We start from the raw sequence: 23,796 nt of genomic DNA on the forward strand, positions 1-23,796 counted from the left end.
TAGTTCAATAATTTTACCACTCTATTTACCCTGACAGTCAGGGCACACGATACGCATTGTAAGCGATAAGGATAACTATGACTGATACCCCATTTACTGCTGATCTAACGTTGCATCCAGCATTTGAGCTGATTGAGCATCGCCATATTGAGGCGCTATCGATGGATGTGCTGATCAGTCAGCATGTGAAGACAGGCGCGATGCATTATCATTTAGCGCACCCAAGCGATGAAAATGCGTTTTTGGTGGGCTTTCGTACTCAGCCAATGGATTCAAAAGGCGAGGCGCATATTTTGGAGCATGTCGCATTATGTGGCTCTAAGAAATTCCCAGTACGTGACCCGTTCTTTTCGATGATTAAGCGTTCATTGAACACCTTTATGAATGCGATGACCGCAGCCGATTGGACGGCGTATCCGTATGCCACGCAAAATAAAAACGACTATTTTAATTTGCTCGCTGTGTACCTTGATGCGTCGTTTTTCCCCAATATCCATCCGCTCGATTTTGCGCAAGAAGGCATCCGTGTAGAGCTGGACGAAAATGATAAGCCACAGTTTAAAGGTATCGTCTTTAACGAGATGAAAGGCGCGATGAGCGGCGAGATCGATCAGCTCTATCATACAGTTGCGCATCACCTATTCCCAACGACCACCTATCATTACAACTCAGGTGGCGATCCTGCCCAGATTCCTGACTTAACGCATACTGAGCTGACAGCTTTTCATGAGAGTCACTATCACCCATCGAACAGTGTCATCATGAGTTTTGGTAATATTCCTGTTGCTGAGACACAAGCGAAAATACACGAAGACGCTTTGATTCAATTCGAAGCAGGTAAAAAGCATGTCTCGCGTCCAGAGCAGCGTTTGTCTGCACCTATCAGTGCAGTAGATACGTACACTGCTGATGAAGCCGGTCCAGATCAAACCCATCACGTGGTCGCTTGGTTGTTGCCATCGATCACTGATCCTAAGCAGCGTTTGGCGCTGCGTTTGCTCGAAGGCGTACTGATTGAGCATTCAGGCTCGCCACTACGTGCTTATTTGGACAGTCACCCACTGGGTAAAGCGCCAAGCCCACTTTTGGGACTGGATGACAGCCATTATGAAATGGTCTTTTATACAGGTCTGCGTGGCTCTAACCCAGAGCATGCCGAAGCGGTCGAGCAGGGCATTATTGATCTGCTAACTGAAGTGGCAAACTCGCCAGTCGATGACGAGACTATCGAAACCATTCTGCATCAGATTGAAATTGATCAGCGTCACATCGGCGGTGATAGCATTCCTTATGGTCTAAACCTGATGCTAGAAGGCTTTAGTACCGCCATTCATGATGGTAACCCTATCGACGTGTGGGAAGTGGATGAGCATCTACAGTGGTTGCGCGAGCAAGTCGTCGATCCACAGTGGCTACCGAACTTAATTAAAACGCATCTGCTGGACAATCAGCACCGTGTGCGCGTGACCATGACGCCAGATAGTGAAAAATCAGCCCGTCAAGCGGCAGCGGAGCAAGTGCGTCTAGATACCATTGAGATGGATCTGACTGCTGATGACAAAGACATCTTGCACAAGCAAGCACTAGATCTGGCCGCACGCCAAGCAGCGCCTGATGATTTGAGCTTATTGCCAAAGGTAGGTCTAGAAGACGTACCAACAGACATCAGCTTTAAAGAAGGCGTGCAGAAACAAGTACGTTTAAGCGAGCAAGATAGTACGCTATTTGAGTACGAAGCAGGTACTAACGGTATTTATTACTATCAGGTGATTGTACCGCTCACGGAAGTCATTGGTAACGGTAACGCAGATGAGCTACCAGTGAATGATGTCATCAATCATCCACTCTTGCCTATTTATCTGAGCTTGTTGTCTGAGCTGGGTACAGACTCGCTCAGCGCTCATGAGATGCAGGCCAAGCAAGCGGCGCACTCTTCAGGCGTGACCGCGCGTATTAGCCAACGTACCAACGTCGATGACAGTCAAGCGATTAGCAGTTATTTCGTCGTGGCAACGCGTGCGCTGAATCGTAAGCCTGAAGCGATTGATTTGCTCAAAGAAGTGATGGAGCACAGTATCTTTACTGAGCATGACCGTATCAAAGAAATCTTGCAGCAGCGTCAAGCCAGCTGGCAGTCAAACCTAGCAGGTTCTGGTCACTCATATGCAATGCAAACGGCCAGCCGCGGTATGAGTCGTCAAGCGCAGCTAGAATACGTGCGCAGCGGTTTACCAGCACTCAACGCACTCAAAGCGTTCTTGGGTCATGCCAGTACCGATGATGCACAGTGGGATCATTTAGCGACCAGTTTGATGGACTTGCATCAACGTTTGATCAGCTTGCCTAAGCATGCCGTCATCATTTGTGAAGCCGAGCAAACGGAACGCTTGAGTGGCTTAATCGTTGATAGTTGGAAAGACAGTAAAGCAGCAACGTCTACTGAGAATGTAATTAACACTGAAGCTAACGTTCCAAGTGAGTTTGCAAATCTACAACTAGACACTGCTCTAAATGGAGAAAAAGACGCGGTCAAAGCGAGCGAGCATGGGACTGCTCTCGATGTTGCAGATTTAGCGTGGTTAGTACCGACCAACGTTTACCATAATGCCAGCGCTTATACGGTACCCGCTGCTGACCATCCTGATACTGCTGCACTCATGGTATTAGCGCCTTACCTACGTAATGGCTATTTACACAGTGCCATTCGTGAGCGCGGCGGTGCCTATGGTGGCGGCGCGGGCTATGACGCCAATGCATGTGCCTTTAAGTTCTTTAGTTACCGCGACCCGCAGTGCGCTGAAACCTTTGAGCATTTTGAAGCCAGTATCGAGTGGATCTTGAATGAGCCACAAACCGATGAGCAATTAGAAGAGGCGATTTTAGGTATTATCTCAGGCATGGATAAACCGGGATCTCCTGCAGGGGAGGCGATTAAAGCGTGCTTTGCCAACTTGCATCATCGCGGTGCTGACTGGCAACGTAAAATGCGCGCCGCTATCCTCGCCGTGACTATTGATGACTTGCAGCGTGTTGCCAAGCAATATCTGCAAGGTCAAAAGCATGTGCGTGCCGTGTTAGCGCCTTATGATAAAGAAGAGACAGTCAAAGGTCTTGGTTTTGAAGTATGTAGAATTAAGAGCTAAGACAATTGGGTTTATTTTTTATTAAAAGTTAAGCGCAAAAAAGCCAAGCATGATGCTTGGCTTTTTTGTATTTAGTATTTGCTTAGTACCGTTTGATACTCAAATCTTTGCCGATTTTGTCTTGATGGATTGGGAATTCTGACAACTCGTTATACTGCTTACGATCAGCAAAATAGTTTTTTAAGGTAAGGCGAATGGCTTCAAAGGCGAGCGTATCCCATGGAATATCTTCTTCACTAAACAGCGCACAGTCAAGGCTTTCTGAGCCAATACCGTAAGCACCATCTTTTAGATCGGCTAGATAGATAGAGTAGATCTGTCCAATATCTGGTAGGTCATAAATGCAGTATAGATTCGGATTCAGTACGATGGCATCAGCTTCTTCGTAGCTCTCGCGTGCGGCGCCTTCAGCCATGGTTTCGCCGTTTTCCATAAAACCTGCAGGTATCGTCCATAGTCCATATTGCGGCTCAATCGCTCGGCGGCACAGTAGTACTCTGTCTTCGTGTACGACTAGCGAACCACAGATAACCTTTGGGTTTTCGTAGTGGATATAGTGACAATTGGGGCACACCAAGCGCGGCATATTATCTGTAGGTGGGATTTTTCGTTCTGCTTTATGACCGCATTGGAGACAATAGCTCATACCAACTACCTTTATTAGTAAATATTGTGTGTCCACTTATCTTAAAAGTTTTTTTGCCACTCTGATGTTTGCTTTTGTATACAGCAGCGATAGTGACAAATACTTTTGAGGATATACTTTTACTTTTAATGAGAAAAGCTATTTTATTTAATTTTTATGATTACAAAGAAAACGCTCTAACGGCGCAATTCAATCGCCATCAGAGCGTTACTGGTTTATCGGCTATATCCTACTTATGAATTAGGTTATAGGAATTGGGTTCTTGTTTCGAGCATCTGTGTGCGTAATCCACCAGCTACCGAGGCAGAGATAGGAATCAATGGCGTTACAGTGGCTTGAAAGTCATGATAAAGATCCTCGCGCGTCGGATACACGACCGTACTTAAGTTGCCATCTGCATCTACCTCATGACGCCAGCCGCCGTGCTCAAGATCAATCAAAGTACTGGCAATATAATCCCATGCTAAGCGGTAGTAATGTTCAAAGCGTGGATCGCCCGTACGGCGCGATAGCATCAGTGCGGTATTAGCCATTTCAGCCTGTACCCAGTAAGGACGGTTTGGTATTGAAATCTCATCATCCCAACCAATGGTATAGACCATGCCGGACTGACCGTCAGGTGCCCAGCCGCGATCGATAGCGCTATCAAACAATGCGACGGCATCAGGTAGTAGCCAATTAGGTACGTCATAACCATGCGCGATACAAGCAGACTCAACCTTGATTAGCAGTCCTGCCCATTCTGCAAAGTGACCGGGTGTGAGACCCCAAGGCCTCAAATCATCAGAAGGCTCGTTGGCATCGTAATCAGGCAATAGATTCCACCCACTATCAAAATGTTCAGGTAGGCGACCATCGTAAGTATTAGGAATATCATGGCCGAAACGCTTGGCTAAGTGTAGTGCGCGGTCTAGCCAACGCGTTTCACCCGTGGCATCTGCTAGTGCTAAGCAAGCTTCAGTCGTATGCATGTTGCAATTAGCGCCGCGATAATCTTCAGGATCAGACCAGTCAGCCGCAAAAGAAGGTAGCATCGATTGTTCGTTTTCTAGCCAGAAGTGCTGATCGATAATATTTATCGCAGCTTGCATGAGCTCTGAACCGCGCGGGCGACCAGCAATGCTAGCAGACGCGCCAGCAAGCGCAACAAATGCATGCAAATAGGCGTTTTTGCGTGATGGGTTTTCATGAGTTGAGGAAGCGTCACTGAACCAACCGCCATGTACCGAGTCGCGTAATGGGCCATCAAGCAACGCATCTAGGCCATGGTCAGCAAGTGTTGCCGCCCCCGGTATCCCCATTAGTGCCGCTAGCGCATAGCAATGCACCATCCTCGCAGTGATGATGCTCTTTGCAGTGTCATCTACCATGCTCCCATCATGACCCAAAGTAGCAAACCCTGAGGGCACGCGCGCTTTGGCATAATGGTTAAGTAAACGTTGCCCTTCAGCGAGCAACCAACGGCGATGAGTACTGCTATCTGCCCAACAGACAGATAGCAAATCAGAGGAGTCAGGAGAATTCATGATATCAGCCATTGGTAATCATACCTCCGTTTATGTGCAAGGTCTGACCCGTGACGAAGCTGCTGTCTTGGCAAGCAAGAAATACATAGGCAGCACCCATTTCACGTGGCTGACCCATACGCCCCATTGGTGAAGACATAGATTCCAAAATATCTTTGTCAAAGTCTTTAAATACCAGTTGAATCTCGCTCACTACAGGGCCTGGTGCCACCTGATTGACGCGAATACCGCGGCTAAGTAGTTGTTGGGATAGCGCACGAGTGTAGCCAACGATAGCGCCTTTGGTCGCGGTGTACGGCACCAATACATCATTGCCGACATACGCATTAACAGAGGTGGTATTGATGATGCTATCGCCTTCTTTCATATGCTCAAGGGCAGCGCGGGTTGCATAAAACATCCCTGCCATATTGACATCAAAATGCTGTTGCCAGTCTTCATCACTGACCTCAGACAAATCATGATACGGCTTTTGCATACCAGCGTTATTGACTAGCACATCAATGCCGCCCCATTTTGCCACGACAGCTTCGACTGCCTCTTTGCAACTATTACTATCTGCTGTATCACCCTGCAGTACCATCGCGTCTGTGCCTTCTGCTTCAATACCTTTACGCGTCTCATTTGCGCTCTCTTCATCAGAGTGATAAAGGATAGCAACATTGGCGCCTTCACGTGCCATATGAAAAGCCACTGCACGACCAATACCACTGTCTCCGCCAGTGATTAAAACGCGCTTGTCAGCCAGTTTTCCTGAGCCTTTATAGTTATCATTGATGTATTCAGCAGGTGGCATCATGTTGTCGATTTGGTCTGTCATAATCTGTATCCTTCGTTATTTTCAGATATTGTTTATTGTTATTACAGCAAGCCTATGACGCTGGCATCAGTATTTTTATAATGCTATTTTAGGATGTTCGCCTCATAGTCTTGCTAGCAGTCATCATAATACCCAAATGCATTTTTTGAAATATTACTCGGTTAATGTTTGGTAATTTAAAGATGCAGTTATGATACTTACTACCATAAATAAATACCAAGCAAAAAGGATAATGAGAAAACCTTAATCAATAAAGCGATCGCCGTCTAAGACAGACGGTATGAGACATTGAGTAATTTAGGAAGGTGTAAAGACGCGGCAAAAAATAGGCATTTAGTTGAAAGGCTCACTAGGATAGAGACTCAGTTTACATAACAAAGCTTATACACAAGCGGCAAGCCGTTTTATATTTACCCCAGTGGCCGCATATATGTGTAGCAGTCAGCTGATGCATCAATAAATCGCAATTTGTCTGAAACAGCATAAATATGAGATACATCTATAAAAGCGATAATCTGATTAATAAGAAAGGCTGCCATACTAGCGACAGGTTATACTGGTATGCTGGCAATGGTATTTTCATGAGTAATATGAAGATGACCACTCATAGGATTTTATAATGACCGTACCCGAAAATATTGATTTTTTTAATAAGTTTAGCGTCGCTGTCCCAAGCTTTATTCGTCATCCCACACTCAGAAAACTGGCCGAGCGAGTACAACACGAGACATTGAATGCGCTTACGAGTCCAGCGATGTACGAGAGTGGCAACACCTCGCAAAGTACGCGTATTTTGGACAGCTTATATCAGACGCCTATTGCTGATGCATCAATATTGGTCGCGATCACTCATGAGCGTAAACCTAAATTATTATTGACGCGGCGAGCGGCTCATATGAACAGCCATGCGGGAGAGGTATCCTGTGCAGGCGGCAAACACGAGATAGGTGATGGCAACAATGTCGTGACCGCGTTACGTGAAGCCTGTGAAGAGACGGCGCTACCACCTAATAAAGTGCAATTACTGGGACAACTACCGATCCAAACGTCCAAAAGCGGTATGAGCGTACGTCCAATCGTCGCACTCATCGCCCCAGGTCTGGTGTTAGTTCCTGAAGTGGGAGAGATATCACGTATTTTTTGGGCGGATTTAGAGTCGTTAGTCAACCAGCCAACGGTGGAGTATGCGGTAGAATATAAGATGCAAGAACAAACCGCGACCATACTGACGCCGAGTTGGCAAGTGGATGGTGAGACTGTGTGGGGACTGACAGGGCGCGTCATTGCCAATCTGCTAGAAACTGGGTTTGATCGTCAGCTAGAATGGTATTACCGCGTAGAAAACAAACGCTGATAAATATCATCTACTTATAATAATCATCGTTCTTTTTAAGCCACCAGTTCATATTGTCTTGGCGCTTGGCACGAAATGCTTCTAATTTTTGGGCGATCGTTGCATTGTGCTGCCGCGCAGTATCAAGGGCAAACAGAATCGGCACGGAAGACAATACGCCAAATCGTATCTTTGATCTTGGTAAGTCCAGACCATCGCCTATATCATCACCAACCAAGGTGCGGGTCACACTGGCATTGACCATCTCCACAAAGCGTCCACGTCGATTGTCTTCGCCCATTAACTGACGCGGCAGATCATGCAAGGCTTTTGCCAGTGGTTGCCCCATCTTAAAGTCTAGCTGCTGTATCGACAGGTAGGTATACAGCCATTCCCAGCTAGCCGCTTCATCTTTTGGCAGACGCGCTAAATCAACGCCCATCCAGTAGCTGGCAAGATTCCATAAGTGTAAAATACCTTCCGCTTCCTCAGGGCTAATACGGGCGCCGAGCAGTCGTAGGCCGCGCATAATTAACAACGAGAACTGTAAATGGGTGGCAATCATGTCAGTTTGGTTAATCGGTACGCCCCAATAATCAGTATTCCAGCTACCATCAGGATTATGATGTTGCTCGGCGTTTGGTATCACGCCAGCTGCCGCATTGCCTTTGAGCAAGTTTTGCCGTACCAATGTATGAATCTGACGTACTTTAATGGATTGTCGCCAGCCCTCAGAGCCAATCGCCAATACTTGATCGATAGGTTGAGAGTGATTACGCATGCTCATATCTGATTGTGGATGCTCAGACACCGCCAAGATATAGGCATAGGTACGCATGAGCCGTGGTAGCGCATCGTGCATCAACGCACCAGTCTGAATGAGTGGTAGTGATAGCGCTGGGATGCTATAACCTGCCATCAGCGCGACATTACGCAATAGCCAAATCAGCATCAGCGGATAGCGTCGATAGGCGACCGCACCGATTTGCGCAAGTTTAGGGTCGAACCAATCAGGATGACTGCTAAATTGCTCGGTTAGTGTATTAAATGAGGCGTTGGTTGCGAGATCATTATTTAGATCATCGCCGCCGCTGATAATCTGTTGTAGGGGCTTTGCAAAGCGGATATTGTTAGTGGCCAAAGCATCTGCGAGTGGATCGCCAATATCGTAGCCGGCGACTATCTCCTCTAGTAGCGCAGGCGAGATAGCAAAATCTTTTGGCAGTAGATATCGCTTAATTCGCTTTAACACTTGCAAATCACTATGGTCATCGATAGCAGTCGTACGCCCATGACGCAAATAAGACGCTGTTGATGGATGCTGCGTCTTATTGGTTAAGATATTTGTAGTATTGGTGATTTTCTTATCCATATGATCAAACACCTTTATAAGTCAGCTATAAAACAACATTCGTATCGTAAGAGCGATCTATAACCATCATTTATAAGGGTTAATTGATGGAGTCAAGGAATCTCGTTTCTTTGTATCGTACCGATACGAGATTTTAGGTCACGTATTTCATCAGATAAGAACAGCAGTCTTGCACGCGCGTCTTTCGCACTAACGATAGGGCAGGCATGATGTATTGGATATTCTCGTCTGCCGACATTACAATTATTGTTAATGCTACAGCGGGTTCATTAACAATAATCAACCTTGGCTAAATACCTATTTTTCATTAACAGGTTTTGCAGATAATAAAAAGCGACTTATAAGCTAATAGGCTCATAAGTCGCTCGTTTTGTTATTAATGAGAGCGAGTCAAATCGACTGATGTGCCGCTGACATTATCTTTCAAGCTCACTTTGAGCATGATGTAACCTGCGATACCAGAGACGATAGAGCCCATGATGATACCCAAGCGCTCATCAAACATAGTCGTATCACCTGCAAATGCGAGGCCACCAATGAATAAGCTCATGGTAAAACCAACACCGCACAATAGCGCTGCGCCGTAGATTTGCTTATAGTTCATACCTTTTGGCATGGTTGAGATACCAAGCTTAAAGATTAACCAGCACATAATCATGACGCCCAACTGCTTACCGATAAACAGACCTGCGGCAATACCTAGTGGTACTGAATGGAACAATTCGGCAAGACCTGCGCCTTCGAGTGATATACCCGAGTTGGCAAAAGCGAATATTGGCAAAATACCAAAGGCAACGGTGTTATGTAAATCATGCTCTAGCTCTTCAAGCGGAGAGTGCTCGGGATCAGTGCGGTCAAACATAGGAATAAATAGTGCTAAGACCACACCAGCCAATGTTGCATGGATACCCGATTTGAGTACTGCAATCCACATGATAATACCAATAAGTAGGTAAGGCGTGATGCTAGTGACGTTACGTCGATTAAGAAGGTACAAGAATGGCAGACATAGGCCAGCCAATGCTAACGACTCTAATGATAAATCGCTGGTATAAAACAGAGCGATAATCAAAATCGCACCGATATCATCAAAGATAGCAATAGACACCAAAAAGACTTTTAGAGAGTTGGGTACACGGTTGCCAAGAAGGCTCAAAATACCAAGCGCAAAGGCAATATCCGTTGCCGCAGGAATGGCCCAACCTTTCCAAAACTCAGGCTCATTGTAGTTAAAGAGTAGATAAACAATCGCAGGCATGATCATACCGCCCAGTGCTGCACCAGCTGGCAAGATAATCTGCTTGACGTTAGACAACTCACCAATCAATACTTCACGCTTGAGCTCAAGCCCGACCAAGAAAAAGAACACAGCCATTAGACCGTCATTGATCCAGTGGTGAGCATCTTTGGCAATCGCAAACTCGCCAATTTGAATGGCAACTGGTGCATGAATAAAACCTTCGTACCAAACATTAAGAGGGGAGTTGGCAATGATCATTGCAGCAACGGCAGCCAATGCTAAGACGATACCGCCCGCTGCCTCAAATTCAAAAAATGCCTTAATCCTTCGTATTGCCATATTATCCTCATCTCCTAAGTACAATTTACTAAATAATCTCAAATATCCACGCCACTATTCATGACGATATAGCAAGCAGACAAAAACAGTTTCTCACACTCTTATTAATATAGACAACAAAATACGCTGAAATAACGCCATTAGCCCATTATATTGTCTCAATGACAGTAACATTATAAAGGCGCTGCGATGAGCAAAATAGTTGTAAGTCGTTAAATCTTTTTAACAAACTGTCCGTTATATGAGAGATTTAGAACACTATTGGCTAAATCTAGCAGACTTTGTGACGTTTTTGGCTTTTTTTGCGGTTTTATATCTATAATGATCGACGCATTATGACGTTATCTCATGTCTTAAGAAGTTTTCAGGGAATTTATCGTCTTATCACTACTATTACCAATAATATCTATTACCAACGATAGTAGTGTCATTAGTAAGTTTTTAGCCTAGTATCTCAGGCTTCCTTTTCTTTTATCACCATATTTTGTAGGTCAGCATTATGGACTTAACCTTCTCTCTAGAGATTATTTTGATGCTTACGGCTGTCGCAGCATTGGCAGGATTTATTGATGCGATTGCTGGCGGCGGCGGTCTGTTGACCATACCTGCCATGCTACTGGCCAATATCCCGCCAGTGCTCACGCTAGGCACCAATAAGCTACAAGCTGCATCTGGCGCATTAGCCGCATCCATTACTATGATAAAAAAGGGCGTCGTCAAACCGCAGCGTATTAAAGTGGCTATTATTGCCGCGTTTATCGGATCAGTCTTGGGTACCATTGCGGTGCAGATGTCGCCACCTGATTTGCTCGAAAAACTGATTCCTTTTTTGATTGCCGCTATCGGTATTTATACCTTATTTGCCCCTAGGCTTGGTGAGGTAGAGGCGGCTCCCCGCATATCAGAGGGTAAGTGGCAAAAAGGGGTGGCACCTTTGATTGGTTTTTATGATGGGTATATTGGTCCCGGCACAGGGATGTTTTTTGCGCTGGGTAATGTGGCATTGCGCGGTCGTCAGATTATTGAAGCGACAGGCACTGCAAAAGTGTTGAACCTATCGACCAATATTGGCTCATTAATATTCTTTATCTTGGGTGGCAATGTACTGTGGAAAGTGGGGTTAGCAATGATGGTGGGACAAACCATCGGTGCCTATTTTGGTTCACATATGGTCGTCAAAGGCGGTAGTAAGCTGATTCGTCCGATGATTGTACTGGTGTGTTTGGCAATGTTGACCAAATATGTTTTTGGCTAAATGAGAGTAACCACACTCATGATCTACCACAAAAAAACCTCAGCCAATGTGGCTGAGGTTTTTTATTTTATGAATGTCTATCTAGCAGAGATGATTAGTGGCGACGATCAACGTCATCGTATTCACTACCCATGATGCCATCATTCATGACTTTAGAGAATTCACGCTCATTGTCTTCATCGATATGGCCGTCAAACACGTCTTTGGTACCAGCATTAGGATCGTTATAAATAGCGAGATCCATTTTGCCTTCTGATTTTGCCACGATAGCAGTCACTGCCGCATCACCACCAACGTTGACAGCAGTACGTAGCATGTCTAGGATACGATCCACACCTAGGATCAGACCAATACCTTCGATTGGTAAGCCAACTTGGGCAAATACCATAGACAGCATAATCAATCCAACACCAGGGACACCAGCCGTACCGACAGAGGCCAGTACTGACATCAAGATAACGGTTAGATATTCGGTCACGCCCAAATCAATACCATAAATATTGGCAATAAAGATGGTCGCTGTCCCTTGCATGATGGCTGTACCATCCATGTTGATGGTGGCACCAAAAGGAACGGTAAACGAAGCCACTGAGTTATTCACACCCATACGCTTGGTAACGGTACGCAAGGTAATCGGAATGGTCGCGTTTGAGCTTGACGTACTAAACGCAAAGATTTGCACTTCGCGCATTTTTGCCAAAAAGGTCTTGATAGATAGACCTGAAGAGACTTTTAATACAATCATCATAGTAACGAAGAAATGGAAGGCCAAAGACCCAACCAATACTGCCATATAGCTTAGTAGTGACAGAATTAACTCAAAGCCTAGCTCAGACATCGCCTTGGCTAATAGCGCAAATACACCATAAGGGGCTAGGTTCATAATGATGGTCACCATCTTTAGGATGACTTCATTGATAAGCTCTAGACTTTGAACCAAGCCTTTAGCAGGTTTACCCACCATCAAAATACTGATACCGATTAGAATGGCAAAGAAAATAATCGATAGCATGTCGCCATTTGCCATCGCACTGATGGGATTTGAGGGGATAATGTTCGAGAAAACATCAAGCAGTGGCGGCGCTGATGCCGCTTCAAACGTGGCTTCAGATTCGATATTCATGCCTTTACCGATACCAAATAGCACACCCAATCCAATCGCCGTTGCAATAGCAAGCGCGGTTGTCATCATATAGATCATAAATGTTTTGGTACCAATACGTCCTAGCAGACGGATATCACCGATGCCACACACACCACAAATCAGTGAGATAAGTACTAAAGGTACGACCAACATTTTTAATGAGTTAACAAATAGCTTGCCGATAATAGCAAAGGCACCATTTGTGATATAAGTATTAACGAAGCTGCCTTCGCCATTTAATCCTGAGTAGTTTAAAAATAGACCCAGTATGATACCGAGCACCATGGCAACGATAATCTTGCCTGTCAGTCCCATGTTTTTCCACATATCCGTATCCTTTGTGTGCATAACAGCGCTATAGTCAGCGTCACCCCAATCTATGTGACCGTGTTTGCCAATCTAACTATAATGCGTGTTATGACTATTAAGTTCTTGTGATTGTCGCTTGATGTCACATTTTCGAGGACAATATAAAAGAATAGTTAAGGGCACTGCAAGATTTTTTTTATCATTTTATTCCAAGAGAACAATCCCTGTCACAACTATGTGCCCATAAAATAGTGATTATTTATTGTAAACGGTTTGTTTCTGATATGAAACAATATATTCATGAAAGAGTTTTTAGGGTAAATGGATATATCAAACTATTGATATTAAACCAGTGTTATCACTTTGATGTCATAAAATACGTTTACATTTTGGCAAATCCAAAAAAAGCCAGACTGCCATATGTGGACAGTCTGGCTTTTGAAGTTTTATATTTATCGTCATGAATAATCACGATACTCATGAGTTTACGCGTTTGAATTGACCTTTTAGTTATACCTTGTCATCTTCTTCACGTTCGCGCGGCAGATGCGTCTGATCATCTGAGGTTTGAAGGTGTTTATCACTTGCGCTTTCATCGACTTCATCAGGTGGAGCAATGTGGCGACTGTGGTTGTTACTCATACGCTCATTGAGGTGTGACTCTGCATCACGGTAGCGATGATCAAGCGCTTCGGCTTCAGGATTTGATTTCTCAAAATTTGCCTGTGACTTGATTTCTTGCACAGTATCTTGCTCACTGACCATTTCTACATCACCATCGCTCTCATAGCCGTGATTAGGATTGGCATCACCAGTCTGTGGTTCTGTATTTGTCGTATCATTTAACTCATGCGTGACTGGCATATCGCCGTCAGTCGATACGCTACTTTTGTCTTTTGTTTCTTTTTTTAGCGCTGCATAATTTGTTAGTTGATTGACAGCGTTTTCGAGCGTATGTGGATTATCACGCTCTTGAGCTTCTGATAGGTGCTTATCAAATACATCGGTCAATAATGAATCAAAGCGCATGGCATTGTATTGAATCAGCACTTCTGCCTCTTCCTCAGTAATACCGCCGTTTTGGCTCGCATGTACCACATGGTCTTCGAAAGTTAGGCCTTCAAAGCTGTCCTGATGTTCTGCCTTTTTGAACTTCTGCCACAGTGGTTCGATCTCAACTAAGGTCTGATAAGCATGCTCCATACGGCCTGTCACATCATCTGGGTCAGTATTGTAATAAACCATGGTTTTGAGATAATCGCGGAATGGGTTGGCTGCAAAATCATCCATGATGGTATCACCCAGCTGACGTTTTAACTCATCGTTTGCTGGCGTAAAGATACGTCCACTAGGGAAAGTCACAAAGCTCACCACATTGGCGGCCATACGATTAGGGAAGTTGGCAAAGAAAGATACAAAGGCCTCTTGAATCGTGTATAAGCTGTTTTGTAACGCAACTTCAGCATGTAAACGCTCAGCTTCGGATTTACTACCATGCTCATAAAATTGCAAAATAGCCGTCGCGATAAATAAGTGGCTATGAATATCCGCTAAGCGACCAGACAGCATCTCTTTACGTTTTAGATCCCCTGCTAGCAGCCCTAACGCCATATCTGCAGTCAATGCAAAGCCAGCACTAAGGCGGTTGATATGCTTGTAATAAGGACGAGTAAAGGCATCAGCAAAACGTGGTGCATTATCACTACCACCAACGTAACCTGCAATAAACGCTTTTGCACCGCGGTTAAAGGTATAGCCTAAATGCTTAAAGAAAAGCGTGTCGAATTTTTCAGTCGCCGCCTTTTTATCCTCACTCTGTAGCAGTTGCAGCTCATCGAAAAGATAAGGATGACAACGCATCGCGCCTTGACCAAAAATCATTAGCGAGCGGGTCAAAATATTGGCACCCTCAACAGTGATAGATACAGGAATCGCTTGATAAGGTATCGCTAAGAAGTTACGTGGGCCCATCTGTACGGCACGACCACCAACGACATCCATACCATCATTGACCACACTACGCATGGTTTCGGTCGCGTAGTATTTTGCCATTGCAGTCATTACTGATGGCGTACCACCTTGGTTTAACCCGCAAGTTACCAAATGACGGAACGCCTCTAACATATAAGTGTTACTTGCCATGCGGCTGGTGGCGTCCTGTACACCTTCAAACTTACCGACTGATATTTTGAACTGTTCGCGAACTTTCGCAAATGCGCCGACAGACAGATAGGTCATTTCACTGGCTGAGGTCGATAGAGCTGGTAGTGAAATACCGCGTCCAACGCCCAAACACTCCATCAGCATACGCCAACCGCGACCAGCGTTTTCGACACCACCAATGATGTAATCTAATGGGATAAAGACATCTTTGCCATCGACCGTACCATTCATAAATGGCGAGCCAATTGGGTTGTGACGTGGGCCTGTGACCACGCCTTCGTGATTGGCAGGGATCAGTGCACAGGTGATACCGTAATCGGTTTTGTCCGGATCACCAAGCAGCCCTTCAGGATCATGCATCTTAAAAGCCAAACCTACGACAGTGGCGATAGGGGCTAACGTAATCCAGCGTTTAGAGAAGTTCATACGTAGACCAAGTACCTGCTCGCCCTCATGCGTGCCATAACAGACCACACCTGTGTCAGGGATCGCACCTGCATCAGAGCCTGCCTCAGGTCCGGTCAAACCGAAGCAAGGTACTTCATCACCTTTGGCAAGACCGGGTAGCCAGCGCTGTTTTTGCTCGTCCGTGCCATAATGCATTAATAGCTCACCAGGACCGAGCGAGTTGGGTACCATACAAGTCACCGCAGCAGTCGGTGAGCGCGACGCGATTTTACTCATCACGCGGCTTTGCGCGTAAGAGCTAAATTCTAGACCACCAAACTCTTTTGGAATAATTAAACCTAAAAAGCCATTACTTTTGATAAATTGCCACGCTTCAGATGACAGCTCTTTATCTTTATGCTGGATTTGCCATTCATCGAGCATGGCGCATAACGTTTCTACTTCGTTATCAATGAAGCTTTGCTCTTCTTCTGACAGCTGCGGATAAGGATAATTAGCAAAAGCTTCCCAGTTTGGGGCACCCATAAATAGCTCTTTTTCCCACCAGCTAGTACCAGCATCAAGCGCTTCACGCTCCGTATCACTCATACTTGGCATCGCACCGCCTAATGCTTCGTAGACCGGTTTGGTAATCAAAGATTGACGGATAGGTGTGATGAGTAAAACCAAACAAAGCAATGCGATTGGTACGCCCAGTATCAGAGACAGTGGGCTGATAATCGCGGTAACAATTACAGTAATCAGGGCAACGATGCTGCCCGTGACCCGTGATAAGGACAACAAAAAGATGGCCAAGACCACGGCTAATTGAATGATGACTGCCAAAATAAACAAGCCAATTGCCATGACTATCTCCTGTAGAATACTGAATAAAAAGCGTGAAAAATATAAAAGGTAAGAAGCGTGTGGATAACGATAATTATTGTTTTGTCTTATGTCATTGTAATGGATACATCAATAATAAAAATATATATAAGCAAACTATAATACTACTTACTAATATGAAACAGTTGTTGATGACTATCAAGAGACAAAATGCTACGCTCTGTCGATAATATGTATCAGGTATCATGCCCAATAAACTCTAATGAAGAGCAGCCCAAATTTGCTGATCAGATAAGCGATCAGTGTTATGAACTAGCCAAAAGGCGCAAGGCAGCTTTCGGCATAAGATAAGGTATCGTTACGTCCAACGATTATGTGATCAACAAGTGAGAGGTCTAATAGGTCACATGCTTTTTTTAGCTCATAGGTCAATACATTGTCTGCTGTTGATGGCTTGGCATCGGTATGAGGATGGTTATGCGCGATAATGAGCTGGCTAGCCGCGTGGCTTAGTGCGTGCCGGAGTACATGCTTGATGCAGACAGAACATGATGAGATACCACCGGTGAAAAGTATCTCAAAGTTCAAAAGGTTCAACGCATTGTCTAGACAGAGGACTGCAAATACTTCACGATGCTCACCGCGTAACTGGGTGCTGATATAGTCTTTAACCACTTGCGAGCGCCCGAGCGCTTGCCCTGTTTTTAGCTTGCTATCCAGATAGCGTGTACCCATTTCAAGCGATGCCAATATCTGAGCGTATTTGGCGGGACCGATACCATGACAAGCAAGAACAGTTGGTTGCGGGGCGGCCAATAACTCAGCTAAGCTGCCAAACTGATTGATCAAATGACGCGCGAGCTCAATCGCTGACTGTGACTGCGTACCTGTCCGTAAAAATATGGCCAGTATCTCCGCATCAGACAAATGAGCGGCACCGAATTTCAATAATTTTTCGCGTGGCCTGTCATCCTCATGCCAGTCTTTAATCGCCATTGCCACTCCTTAAGAATAAATTGCTACTTGTCATCAGAGGTAAATACGGAAAATTTTACCCAATTTATCTCATAGTTGTTACTATAAGCGCAATTTTATCTTTTCACTTTTTTATTGATGCCACGCTTATGTCTAATATTGTCCTTGCTATTACCGGCGGTATCGCCGCTTATAAATCTGCTATATTTGCCCGCTTGTTGATTAAGGCAGGCTTTGATGTGCGCGTCATTATGACGACAGGCGCACAAGCATTTATCACACCGCTGACTCTACAAGCGTTGACGGGTAATGAGGTGCATGTCTCATTGCTCGATGAGCAGGCAGAAGCGGGGATGGGGCACATTGAGCTGGCTAAATGGGCAGACTTAATTGTCATTGCCCCTGCGTCCGCCAATACGCTCGCACGTCTGGCTATGGGAATGGCTGATGATTTGCTGGCCACAGTGTGCCTTGCCACAACAGCGCCAGTCATTATCGCTCCTGCCATGAATCAGCAGATGTGGGCGCATCCTGCGGTAAATCTGAATGTACAAACCCTGCGTGATATGAACTATCAGATTATCCAGCCAGCTAGCGGTGAGCAAGCATGCGGTGATGTGGGCGCAGGGCGGTTGCCTGAGCCTGAGCAGTTGTTAGCTGAAGTGCTCTTGTTTCAAGCGATGAACACAACACCGCAGTTACTAGCAGGTAAAAGAGTGGTCATTACCGCAGGACCTACAGTAGAAGCAATTGACCCTGTGCGCTATTTGTCTAACCATTCTTCAGGAAAAATGGGTTTTGCATTGGCGCGCGCTTGTGTGGCGGCTGGCGCAGATGTTGTTTTAATTGCTGGTGGTAAAGTGGCATTGCCCACGCCGCTTAATGTCACACGAATCGATGTGCTGTCTGCCAAAGATATGCTGATCGCTGCCCAGCAATGTGTGGATGGTACGCATAGCGAGCTTCAACTAGATTTTGAAGATGAGCATGACCATTCTCATGAATACGCACATGAACACCCACATGAACATAACCATTCTCATACTCATGAGCACCATCATAGCGATTGTGGTTGCGGTGATGAGCATGCACTACCGCAAACTTATACTGAATACCAATTTATAAAGGCAGATATCTTTATCGCGACCGCCGCAGTAGCAGACTATCGTACTGAAGAAGCCGCACCGCAAAAAATTAAAAAGACGCAAGATGCTATGAATCTTAGCTTGGTTAAAAACCCTGATATTCTAGCGACAATCTCTCTTGCTCATCCAGAACTGTTTGTTGTTGGTTTTGCCGCAGAAACACAAGATGTCGAGCGTTATGCGCGTGGCAAGCTCGCCGCAAAAGCGCTAGATATGATTGCTTGTAATGATGTCTCACGGGCAGACATTGGTTTTGCTAGTGACGATAACGCCATGCAGGTATTTTTCTCTGAGCGCTATGAGCGTGATGCAATAACGTTAGACAAAACCAGCAAAGATAAAATCGCTGAGCGGTTAGCTGGCATTATCGGTGAAACAATCGCTCAACGTCAAAACAGCTAGTGGTATAGACATAGGCGCTGAGCCTCAAATGGTATAAACAATATGACCAATATAGCCGGTAACGATAGCACTCAGATGCTAGTGCTGACGCTCATTTTTGCGCTGGCATCGCTGCTACACGGTATCAGCGGACTTGGCGCAACGCTCGTGACGACTACTGCACTTGCTAGCATGTATCCATTGCCACACGCCATTGTATTGGTGATCTTCCCTTCGCTAGTAGTGAATGTCATGACTTGGCTAGCAGGTGGCGAGCGAACCATTTGGCAAAACTTTATCTACTATGGCAGACGCTATTGGCTGCTTGCGCTTACCAGCTTGCTAGGCAGTATTCTAGGTGCGAAGCTACTGCTATGGGTCGATAGCGCTTATATTCTTTTATTGTTGGCGGCGGTCATTGCCTTTTATGTTGGGAGTAGCTTACTCGGCAAACAAATCCGCTTACCAGATACGAAGCCCATGTTGATAGCCGTTGGTTTTGGTGCAGGCGTCATTGGCGGCTCAACCAATGCAATGTCGACCATCCTGATGATGTATTTGCTCTCCGCCAGTGACGATAAAAACACCATCGCCAAAGTGGGTAACATGTGCTATTGCTTAGGAAAGATTGCACAAATTATTGTACTGCGTGAACCTATCATGGCATTAAGTAGCGGTGAGTGGCAGCTGATTGCCTTGCTCAGTGTGATATCTATTGTTACGCTTTTAGTCGGGATTCGTCTACGTCGTTATTTGCCACAAGCGCGTTTTCGTCAGCTTATTTTATTGATTCTAATCGTGCTTGGAATACGCGTGGGCTGGCAAGGCGCAACCGCATTATTATAGTTAAGGTTGCCAGAACGAGTTCAACTCTGGAATCACTCTTATCTTCTGAGTGGTTTTAGTATCAAACCATTTCACCAAAATAAATCTGCTGTGCGACTCGAAAGGTATTGCAGTGCGCTTCAACCACATCCTCAATATCTTCTGAATAACCGCCGCCCATGACAATGGCAATCGGGATATTGGCTGATTTTGCTTGCTGCAATACGTACTCATCACGCGCCTTACATCCTGCTTGTGTCAGTCCAAGTTTGCCGAGCTTGTCTGTTGCGAGTACATCGACAGCAGATTGATAAAAAATCATATCGGGCGCAACCTCAGCGATTAACCGTGGCAGTGTGTCTTTTAATATGTCTAAATATTCGTCATCACCAGCATCGTTTTCCAATTCAATGTCTAGGTCTGATACTTGCTTACGAAACGGATAATTCTTGGCGCCATGCATACTAAAGACAAAAACGCGTGGCTCGCCCTTCATGATGCTGGCGTTGCCATTGCCTTGATGAACATCCAAATCCACAATCAAAATTTTCTTCGCTTGTCCGCGATTTAATAATAAATTGCTAGCGATACAGACATCATTGAACACACAAAACCCTTCGCCATGATCGGCAAAAGAATGATGGGTGCCGCCTGCAACATTCATAGCCACACCATATTGCTGAGCATATAGCGCGCACTCATAGGTTGCATGGGCGATATAACGACCGCGCTCCACCAACTGCGGTGTCATCTCAAACCCAATTGCTCGAGCGGCTTTGCGTGGTAGTGTTTGGGTTTTGAGCTGATACCAGTACTCCGCTGTATGAGTGGTCAAAATCTCATCTTCGCTTAAGCAGGCAGGGGCAAAAAAATTATCTTGGCTGATAGTCCCTTCTGCTAATAGACGCTCAGGAATCATAATATACTTTTGCATAGGGAAACGGTGCTTTTCGGGCACAGAGTAACGAAAGACGTCAGAGTAGGCAATTTTTAGCATAAGAATTCTAGCTTAATATTGATGGTTTTTTGGATATACAAATAGATAGATGAGCGACCGTTAAGTGCGGCCTTATTGAGTAAACTATATGACTAAATAAACTGACGCATTACTGAACAAACTGCGTCGGTAAAAAGAATGTGCGTGCATCTGATTGCTGGCGCAGCTCTGTCAGTAATGTCTGCATGTCTTCAGCAGGGTCCTGATTATTAATCAAATCGCCAAATAGCTCGCTTGCAACCGTTGTCATCGCAACAACGCTTTGTAATGAGTGCTCAATGATCTCAGTATCGATACCGACCGCTTCGACATCGATCGCATTTTTGTAGCGTATTTCCCCATCATTGACATCCATCTCTAGGTTGCCAATGAGCATGTCGTAGTTAATTTGAGTGATGAGTAGTAGGGCAGCGCTCTGATGACTCTCTGGTATCAAAAATGGCAAAATGCCATAGATTGCTAACAGTTTATTTTTTTCTTGAACACGAAACAGATAACCACAGTCTATTTTTTTATGACGCATTCTTAGGGACAAATGATGCGATTGCTGGCTGTCGTTGGTTTTGGGACGATAGTGCGTATAGTGCCATTGCTTGTCACTGAAGTATTGTTTTAGACAGTCAACAATGGGTGTGTCGCTATGATTTTGTGGTTCTGCACTTGAGTTGTCGGTTTTAAGGTGAGAAGCATCCGTTTGCGCTTTTTCGTTGCTTTGAATAGCGTCGTCTTCGGGTGCAGTTTTAGAGGCAGTATTATCAATGTCGCTATCAGCAAGTGATGACTGTACTGGCTCGCTTATACCCTCGATTACTGACTGCGGTGCGGAAGCCGTCAGTAATTGTTTGATTTTTTGCCATAAGCTGAGTTTATTGGGTTGACTCATAATAGTATGCTAACAAGTAAGAGTTATAAATTAATCGTGATTGAGAGCCAAGCCTTCTTTAATAGTAGGCTGTGCATAGAATGCTTCTAGCATGTCACGAATATGAGCCGTTAACCAAGGCGTTTCAATGGCGTCGTATACGATAGGTAGTAGAGCGCTGCTACATTGCGCCATAGCTGCTTCATCGATGTGCAAACTTGCAGCAATGGTCGCCATCGTATCAGACTGATGATTGGCATACCAAGTATCAATACTCGCTGATACCAAACTATGTAAATAGGGTGACAGTCGCAGGCGGTTGTAGCTTTGCTGGATACCCGCTTCGATATGATCGATACTGCTATTATCAGGCTCATCGCTTAAGTAAGTTTGTAGCTCACTGATTGGTTGGTCTTTGATACGATCCCAGCCCATGACCATTAGACGCGCCACTTCTTCATTAGACAAATGCTCTTGTGCATTCGCCTCAGCTTTGCGCGTCAAGTCTTTGATATTGCGATGCAAATACGTTTGCAGTTTTTCATCGAGGTTTCTGTTGGTCGCTTTCTCAAACGAGCTGCGCCCAAGCTTCATCAATTTACCAACGCCGCCCGCTTTATCAAGCGTGGTCTCCATAAAGTCATTGATAGCGTGATAGAGCGTTTGGGTCAATAGATCGGCAAAGGTTTCGTTACCCACCAGCGTATGAATGAGGACGTTACGCTGCTGCTCATGGCTACCAATATAGTCAGCAAGAGTCTGAACTTGGGTGTCATCGACCAGCTCAGACAAAGGCACGTTGTCATTGACTGGATGATAGATAATCGTGTGCAAAATATCGCGGATATCTGTACGCATCACCTCAGTCATTGGCTGATTTAACAGCCAGTCTTTCATTAAATGCTGTAAATGGTCACAGGTAATATATTTGCTCAAGGGCTGCGCGCCAAACCACTGCCAAGCTTCCATCGTTAAGGGCTCGGCCTGCTTGCGCAACCACTGCTGCATAAAGTTGACTTGAGCATCGATCAAACTGTCTATCGTCAAGCGGCTGGCTGATGGCTCTTTTGACAAGTTGGTATCTACATTGTCACTGTTAGTCTCTGCATCTGGCATTTGATTCTGGCTATCTTGTGAAGTCTGCATAGGTTTTGAAGTCATATTTTGAAGTCGTATTTTTTTGAGGTCGTACTTTTTGAAGTAAGAGTAATCGACAATTTGTTATACTGTGTGTTTGCGGTGAGCATAGGGTATTATGCCACGAACATTACCTTTGTTTGTGATGAATATTGACTGCTGCTTGATAAATAACCAGAGGTTTTGATGACGGTTTTGGATACGCCTGTACTAAGGCTTGATGAGATGACGGTTCAGCGCGGCGAGATACCGCTCTGTGAAGGGGTGACGCTGCATCTGTCTGCCGGTAGCATTTGTCATCTGATTGGTGCAAATGGAACCGGAAAGACCACGATACTCATGCAGTTGGCAGGATTATTACCTATTCTGTCAGGTGAAGTTGCTTATCAAGGTCTATCAGGTCTACCTATTCAACCGCTATATGTTTCGCACCAGTTGGGTATCCATCCGAATCTAACCGTGGCACAAAACCTGACATTTTTATTGAATTTATATGGCATCACGCCTAGCGCTACTGATATTGACGATGCACTCACTTGGGTTGGACTACAAGGGTTTGAAACGATCAGCTCAAGCCATCTATCCGCTGGTCAGACACGGCGTATTACGCTGGCAAGATTATATTTATTGACGCCAGCTGTCACACCGATTTGGTTACTTGATGAGCCGTTTACAGCGTTGGATGTCGATATGGTGGCACGTATGGAAGCACGGTTATGCGATTTTGCGCAGGCTGGCGGCTCGATACTCATGACCAGTCATCAGGCAGTGGGTGTCGCCAATCAAATGCTCGATTTGTCAGATTACATGGTCTAAATGTGACTGCTATCAGTACCATCAGTATCGGTAAAAGGATGAATAATGACACACAGTCCAATGCAAGTGAGCACAACCATAACCGCGAATAAAAACTCAAATGTTATAGTCACAACGCCGCGCAGTATTGGGTTT

General features: G+C 45.2%; 17 protein-coding genes. 6 read left to right on the plus strand and 11 right to left on the minus strand.

Features of this window, described 5'->3' with window-relative positions; genetic code table 11:
- The first annotated feature begins 77 nt into the window (after nt 1-77).
- Nucleotides 78-3,143: an insulinase family protein gene (locus I3255_RS10940; RefSeq protein WP_238038842.1), complete on the plus strand. Its 3,066-nt coding sequence runs from the start codon at nt 78-80 to the stop codon at nt 3,141-3,143.
- Between the two features lie 82 nt (nt 3,144-3,225).
- On the opposite strand, the gene I3255_RS10945 is transcribed toward I3255_RS10940, so the two are convergent.
- The 3 genes from I3255_RS10945 to I3255_RS10955 form a co-directional block, all read right to left on the minus strand.
- Nucleotides 3,226-3,789: an NUDIX hydrolase gene (locus tag I3255_RS10945; RefSeq protein ID WP_238038843.1), complete on the minus strand. Its 564-nt coding sequence runs from the start codon at nt 3,787-3,789 to the stop codon at nt 3,226-3,228.
- A gap of 245 nt (nt 3,790-4,034) precedes the next feature.
- Nucleotides 4,035-5,315: an AGE family epimerase/isomerase gene (locus I3255_RS10950; protein WP_238038844.1), complete on the minus strand. Its 1,281-nt coding sequence runs from the start codon at nt 5,313-5,315 to the stop codon at nt 4,035-4,037.
- 4 nt (nt 5,316-5,319) lie between these two features.
- Nucleotides 5,320-6,135 (minus strand): SDR family oxidoreductase, encoded by an 816-nt coding sequence (locus I3255_RS10955; protein ID WP_238038845.1) that lies wholly within the window; start codon nt 6,133-6,135, stop codon nt 5,320-5,322.
- A gap of 619 nt (nt 6,136-6,754) precedes the next feature.
- On the opposite strand from I3255_RS10955, the gene I3255_RS10960 reads away from it, so the two are divergent.
- Nucleotides 6,755-7,489 carry a CoA pyrophosphatase gene (locus I3255_RS10960; protein ID WP_238038846.1) on the plus strand — a complete coding sequence of 245 codons (735 nt, stop codon included), beginning with the start codon at nt 6,755-6,757 and terminating at the stop codon, nt 7,487-7,489.
- Between the two features lie 10 nt (nt 7,490-7,499).
- Here the strand turns inward: I3255_RS10960 and I3255_RS10965 are convergent, their stop codons facing one another.
- A complete protein-coding gene (locus I3255_RS10965) occupies nt 7,500-8,840 on the minus strand; it encodes an oxygenase MpaB family protein (protein ID WP_238038847.1) in 1,341 nt (446 codons plus the stop codon).
- Nucleotides 8,841-9,216: 376 nt separating this feature from the next.
- Nucleotides 9,217-10,419 (minus strand): Na+/H+ antiporter NhaA, encoded by a 1,203-nt coding sequence (gene nhaA, locus I3255_RS10970; protein WP_201597831.1) that lies wholly within the window; start codon nt 10,417-10,419, stop codon nt 9,217-9,219.
- Between the two features lie 499 nt (nt 10,420-10,918).
- Between nhaA and I3255_RS10975 the strand changes: the two genes are divergently transcribed.
- A complete protein-coding gene (locus tag I3255_RS10975; protein WP_238038848.1) occupies nt 10,919-11,674 on the plus strand; it encodes a TSUP family transporter in 756 nt (251 codons plus the stop codon).
- A 94-nt stretch (nt 11,675-11,768) separates the two neighbouring features.
- On the opposite strand, the gene I3255_RS10980 is transcribed toward I3255_RS10975, so the two are convergent.
- From I3255_RS10980 to radC, 3 genes are all read right to left on the minus strand, one after another.
- The gene (locus tag I3255_RS10980) at nt 11,769-13,145 is read right to left on the minus strand and encodes a dicarboxylate/amino acid:cation symporter (protein WP_238038849.1); all 1,377 of its coding nucleotides are present in this window, start codon (nt 13,143-13,145) and stop codon (nt 11,769-11,771) included.
- Between the two features lie 492 nt (nt 13,146-13,637).
- A complete protein-coding gene (locus I3255_RS10985; RefSeq protein ID WP_238038850.1) occupies nt 13,638-16,544 on the minus strand; it encodes an acyl-CoA dehydrogenase in 2,907 nt (968 codons plus the stop codon).
- A gap of 291 nt (nt 16,545-16,835) precedes the next feature.
- A complete protein-coding gene (gene radC / locus I3255_RS10990) occupies nt 16,836-17,519 on the minus strand; it encodes a DNA repair protein RadC (RefSeq protein ID WP_238038851.1) in 684 nt (227 codons plus the stop codon).
- A 128-nt stretch (nt 17,520-17,647) separates the two neighbouring features.
- Here radC and coaBC point away from each other — a divergent pair, with 128 nt between their 5' ends.
- Both coaBC and I3255_RS11000 read left to right on the plus strand, forming a co-directional pair.
- Nucleotides 17,648-19,045 carry a bifunctional phosphopantothenoylcysteine decarboxylase/phosphopantothenate--cysteine ligase CoaBC gene (gene coaBC / locus I3255_RS10995; RefSeq protein WP_238038852.1) on the plus strand — a complete coding sequence of 466 codons (1,398 nt, stop codon included), beginning with the start codon at nt 17,648-17,650 and terminating at the stop codon, nt 19,043-19,045.
- A 42-nt stretch (nt 19,046-19,087) separates the two neighbouring features.
- Nucleotides 19,088-19,870 (plus strand): sulfite exporter TauE/SafE family protein, encoded by a 783-nt coding sequence (locus tag I3255_RS11000; RefSeq protein WP_238038853.1) that lies wholly within the window; start codon nt 19,088-19,090, stop codon nt 19,868-19,870.
- A 61-nt stretch (nt 19,871-19,931) separates the two neighbouring features.
- Here the strand turns inward: I3255_RS11000 and I3255_RS11005 are convergent, their stop codons facing one another.
- The 3 genes from I3255_RS11005 to I3255_RS11015 all read right to left on the minus strand — a co-directional run bounded on the left by I3255_RS11005 (nt 19,932) and on the right by I3255_RS11015 (nt 22,869).
- Complete coding sequence (locus tag I3255_RS11005; RefSeq protein ID WP_238038854.1) at nt 19,932-20,846, minus strand: histone deacetylase; 915 nt, start codon at nt 20,844-20,846, stop codon at nt 19,932-19,934.
- A 109-nt stretch (nt 20,847-20,955) separates the two neighbouring features.
- Nucleotides 20,956-21,729: a YbjN domain-containing protein gene (locus I3255_RS11010; protein WP_238038855.1), complete on the minus strand. Its 774-nt coding sequence runs from the start codon at nt 21,727-21,729 to the stop codon at nt 20,956-20,958.
- A 30-nt stretch (nt 21,730-21,759) separates the two neighbouring features.
- Entirely contained in the window at nt 21,760-22,869 is a 1,110-nt protein-coding gene (locus I3255_RS11015) for a hypothetical protein (RefSeq protein ID WP_238038856.1), read from the minus strand.
- A 162-nt stretch (nt 22,870-23,031) separates the two neighbouring features.
- Between I3255_RS11015 and ccmA the strand changes: the two genes are divergently transcribed.
- Nucleotides 23,032-23,661 (plus strand): heme ABC exporter ATP-binding protein CcmA, encoded by a 630-nt coding sequence (gene ccmA, locus I3255_RS11020; RefSeq protein ID WP_238038857.1) that lies wholly within the window; start codon nt 23,032-23,034, stop codon nt 23,659-23,661.
- The last annotated feature ends 135 nt before the right edge of the window (nt 23,662-23,796 follow it).

The sequence above is a fragment of the Psychrobacter sp. Ps6 genome, from assembly GCF_022129235.1.
In the GTDB taxonomy this organism is placed as follows: Bacteria; Pseudomonadota; Gammaproteobacteria; order Pseudomonadales; family Moraxellaceae; genus Psychrobacter.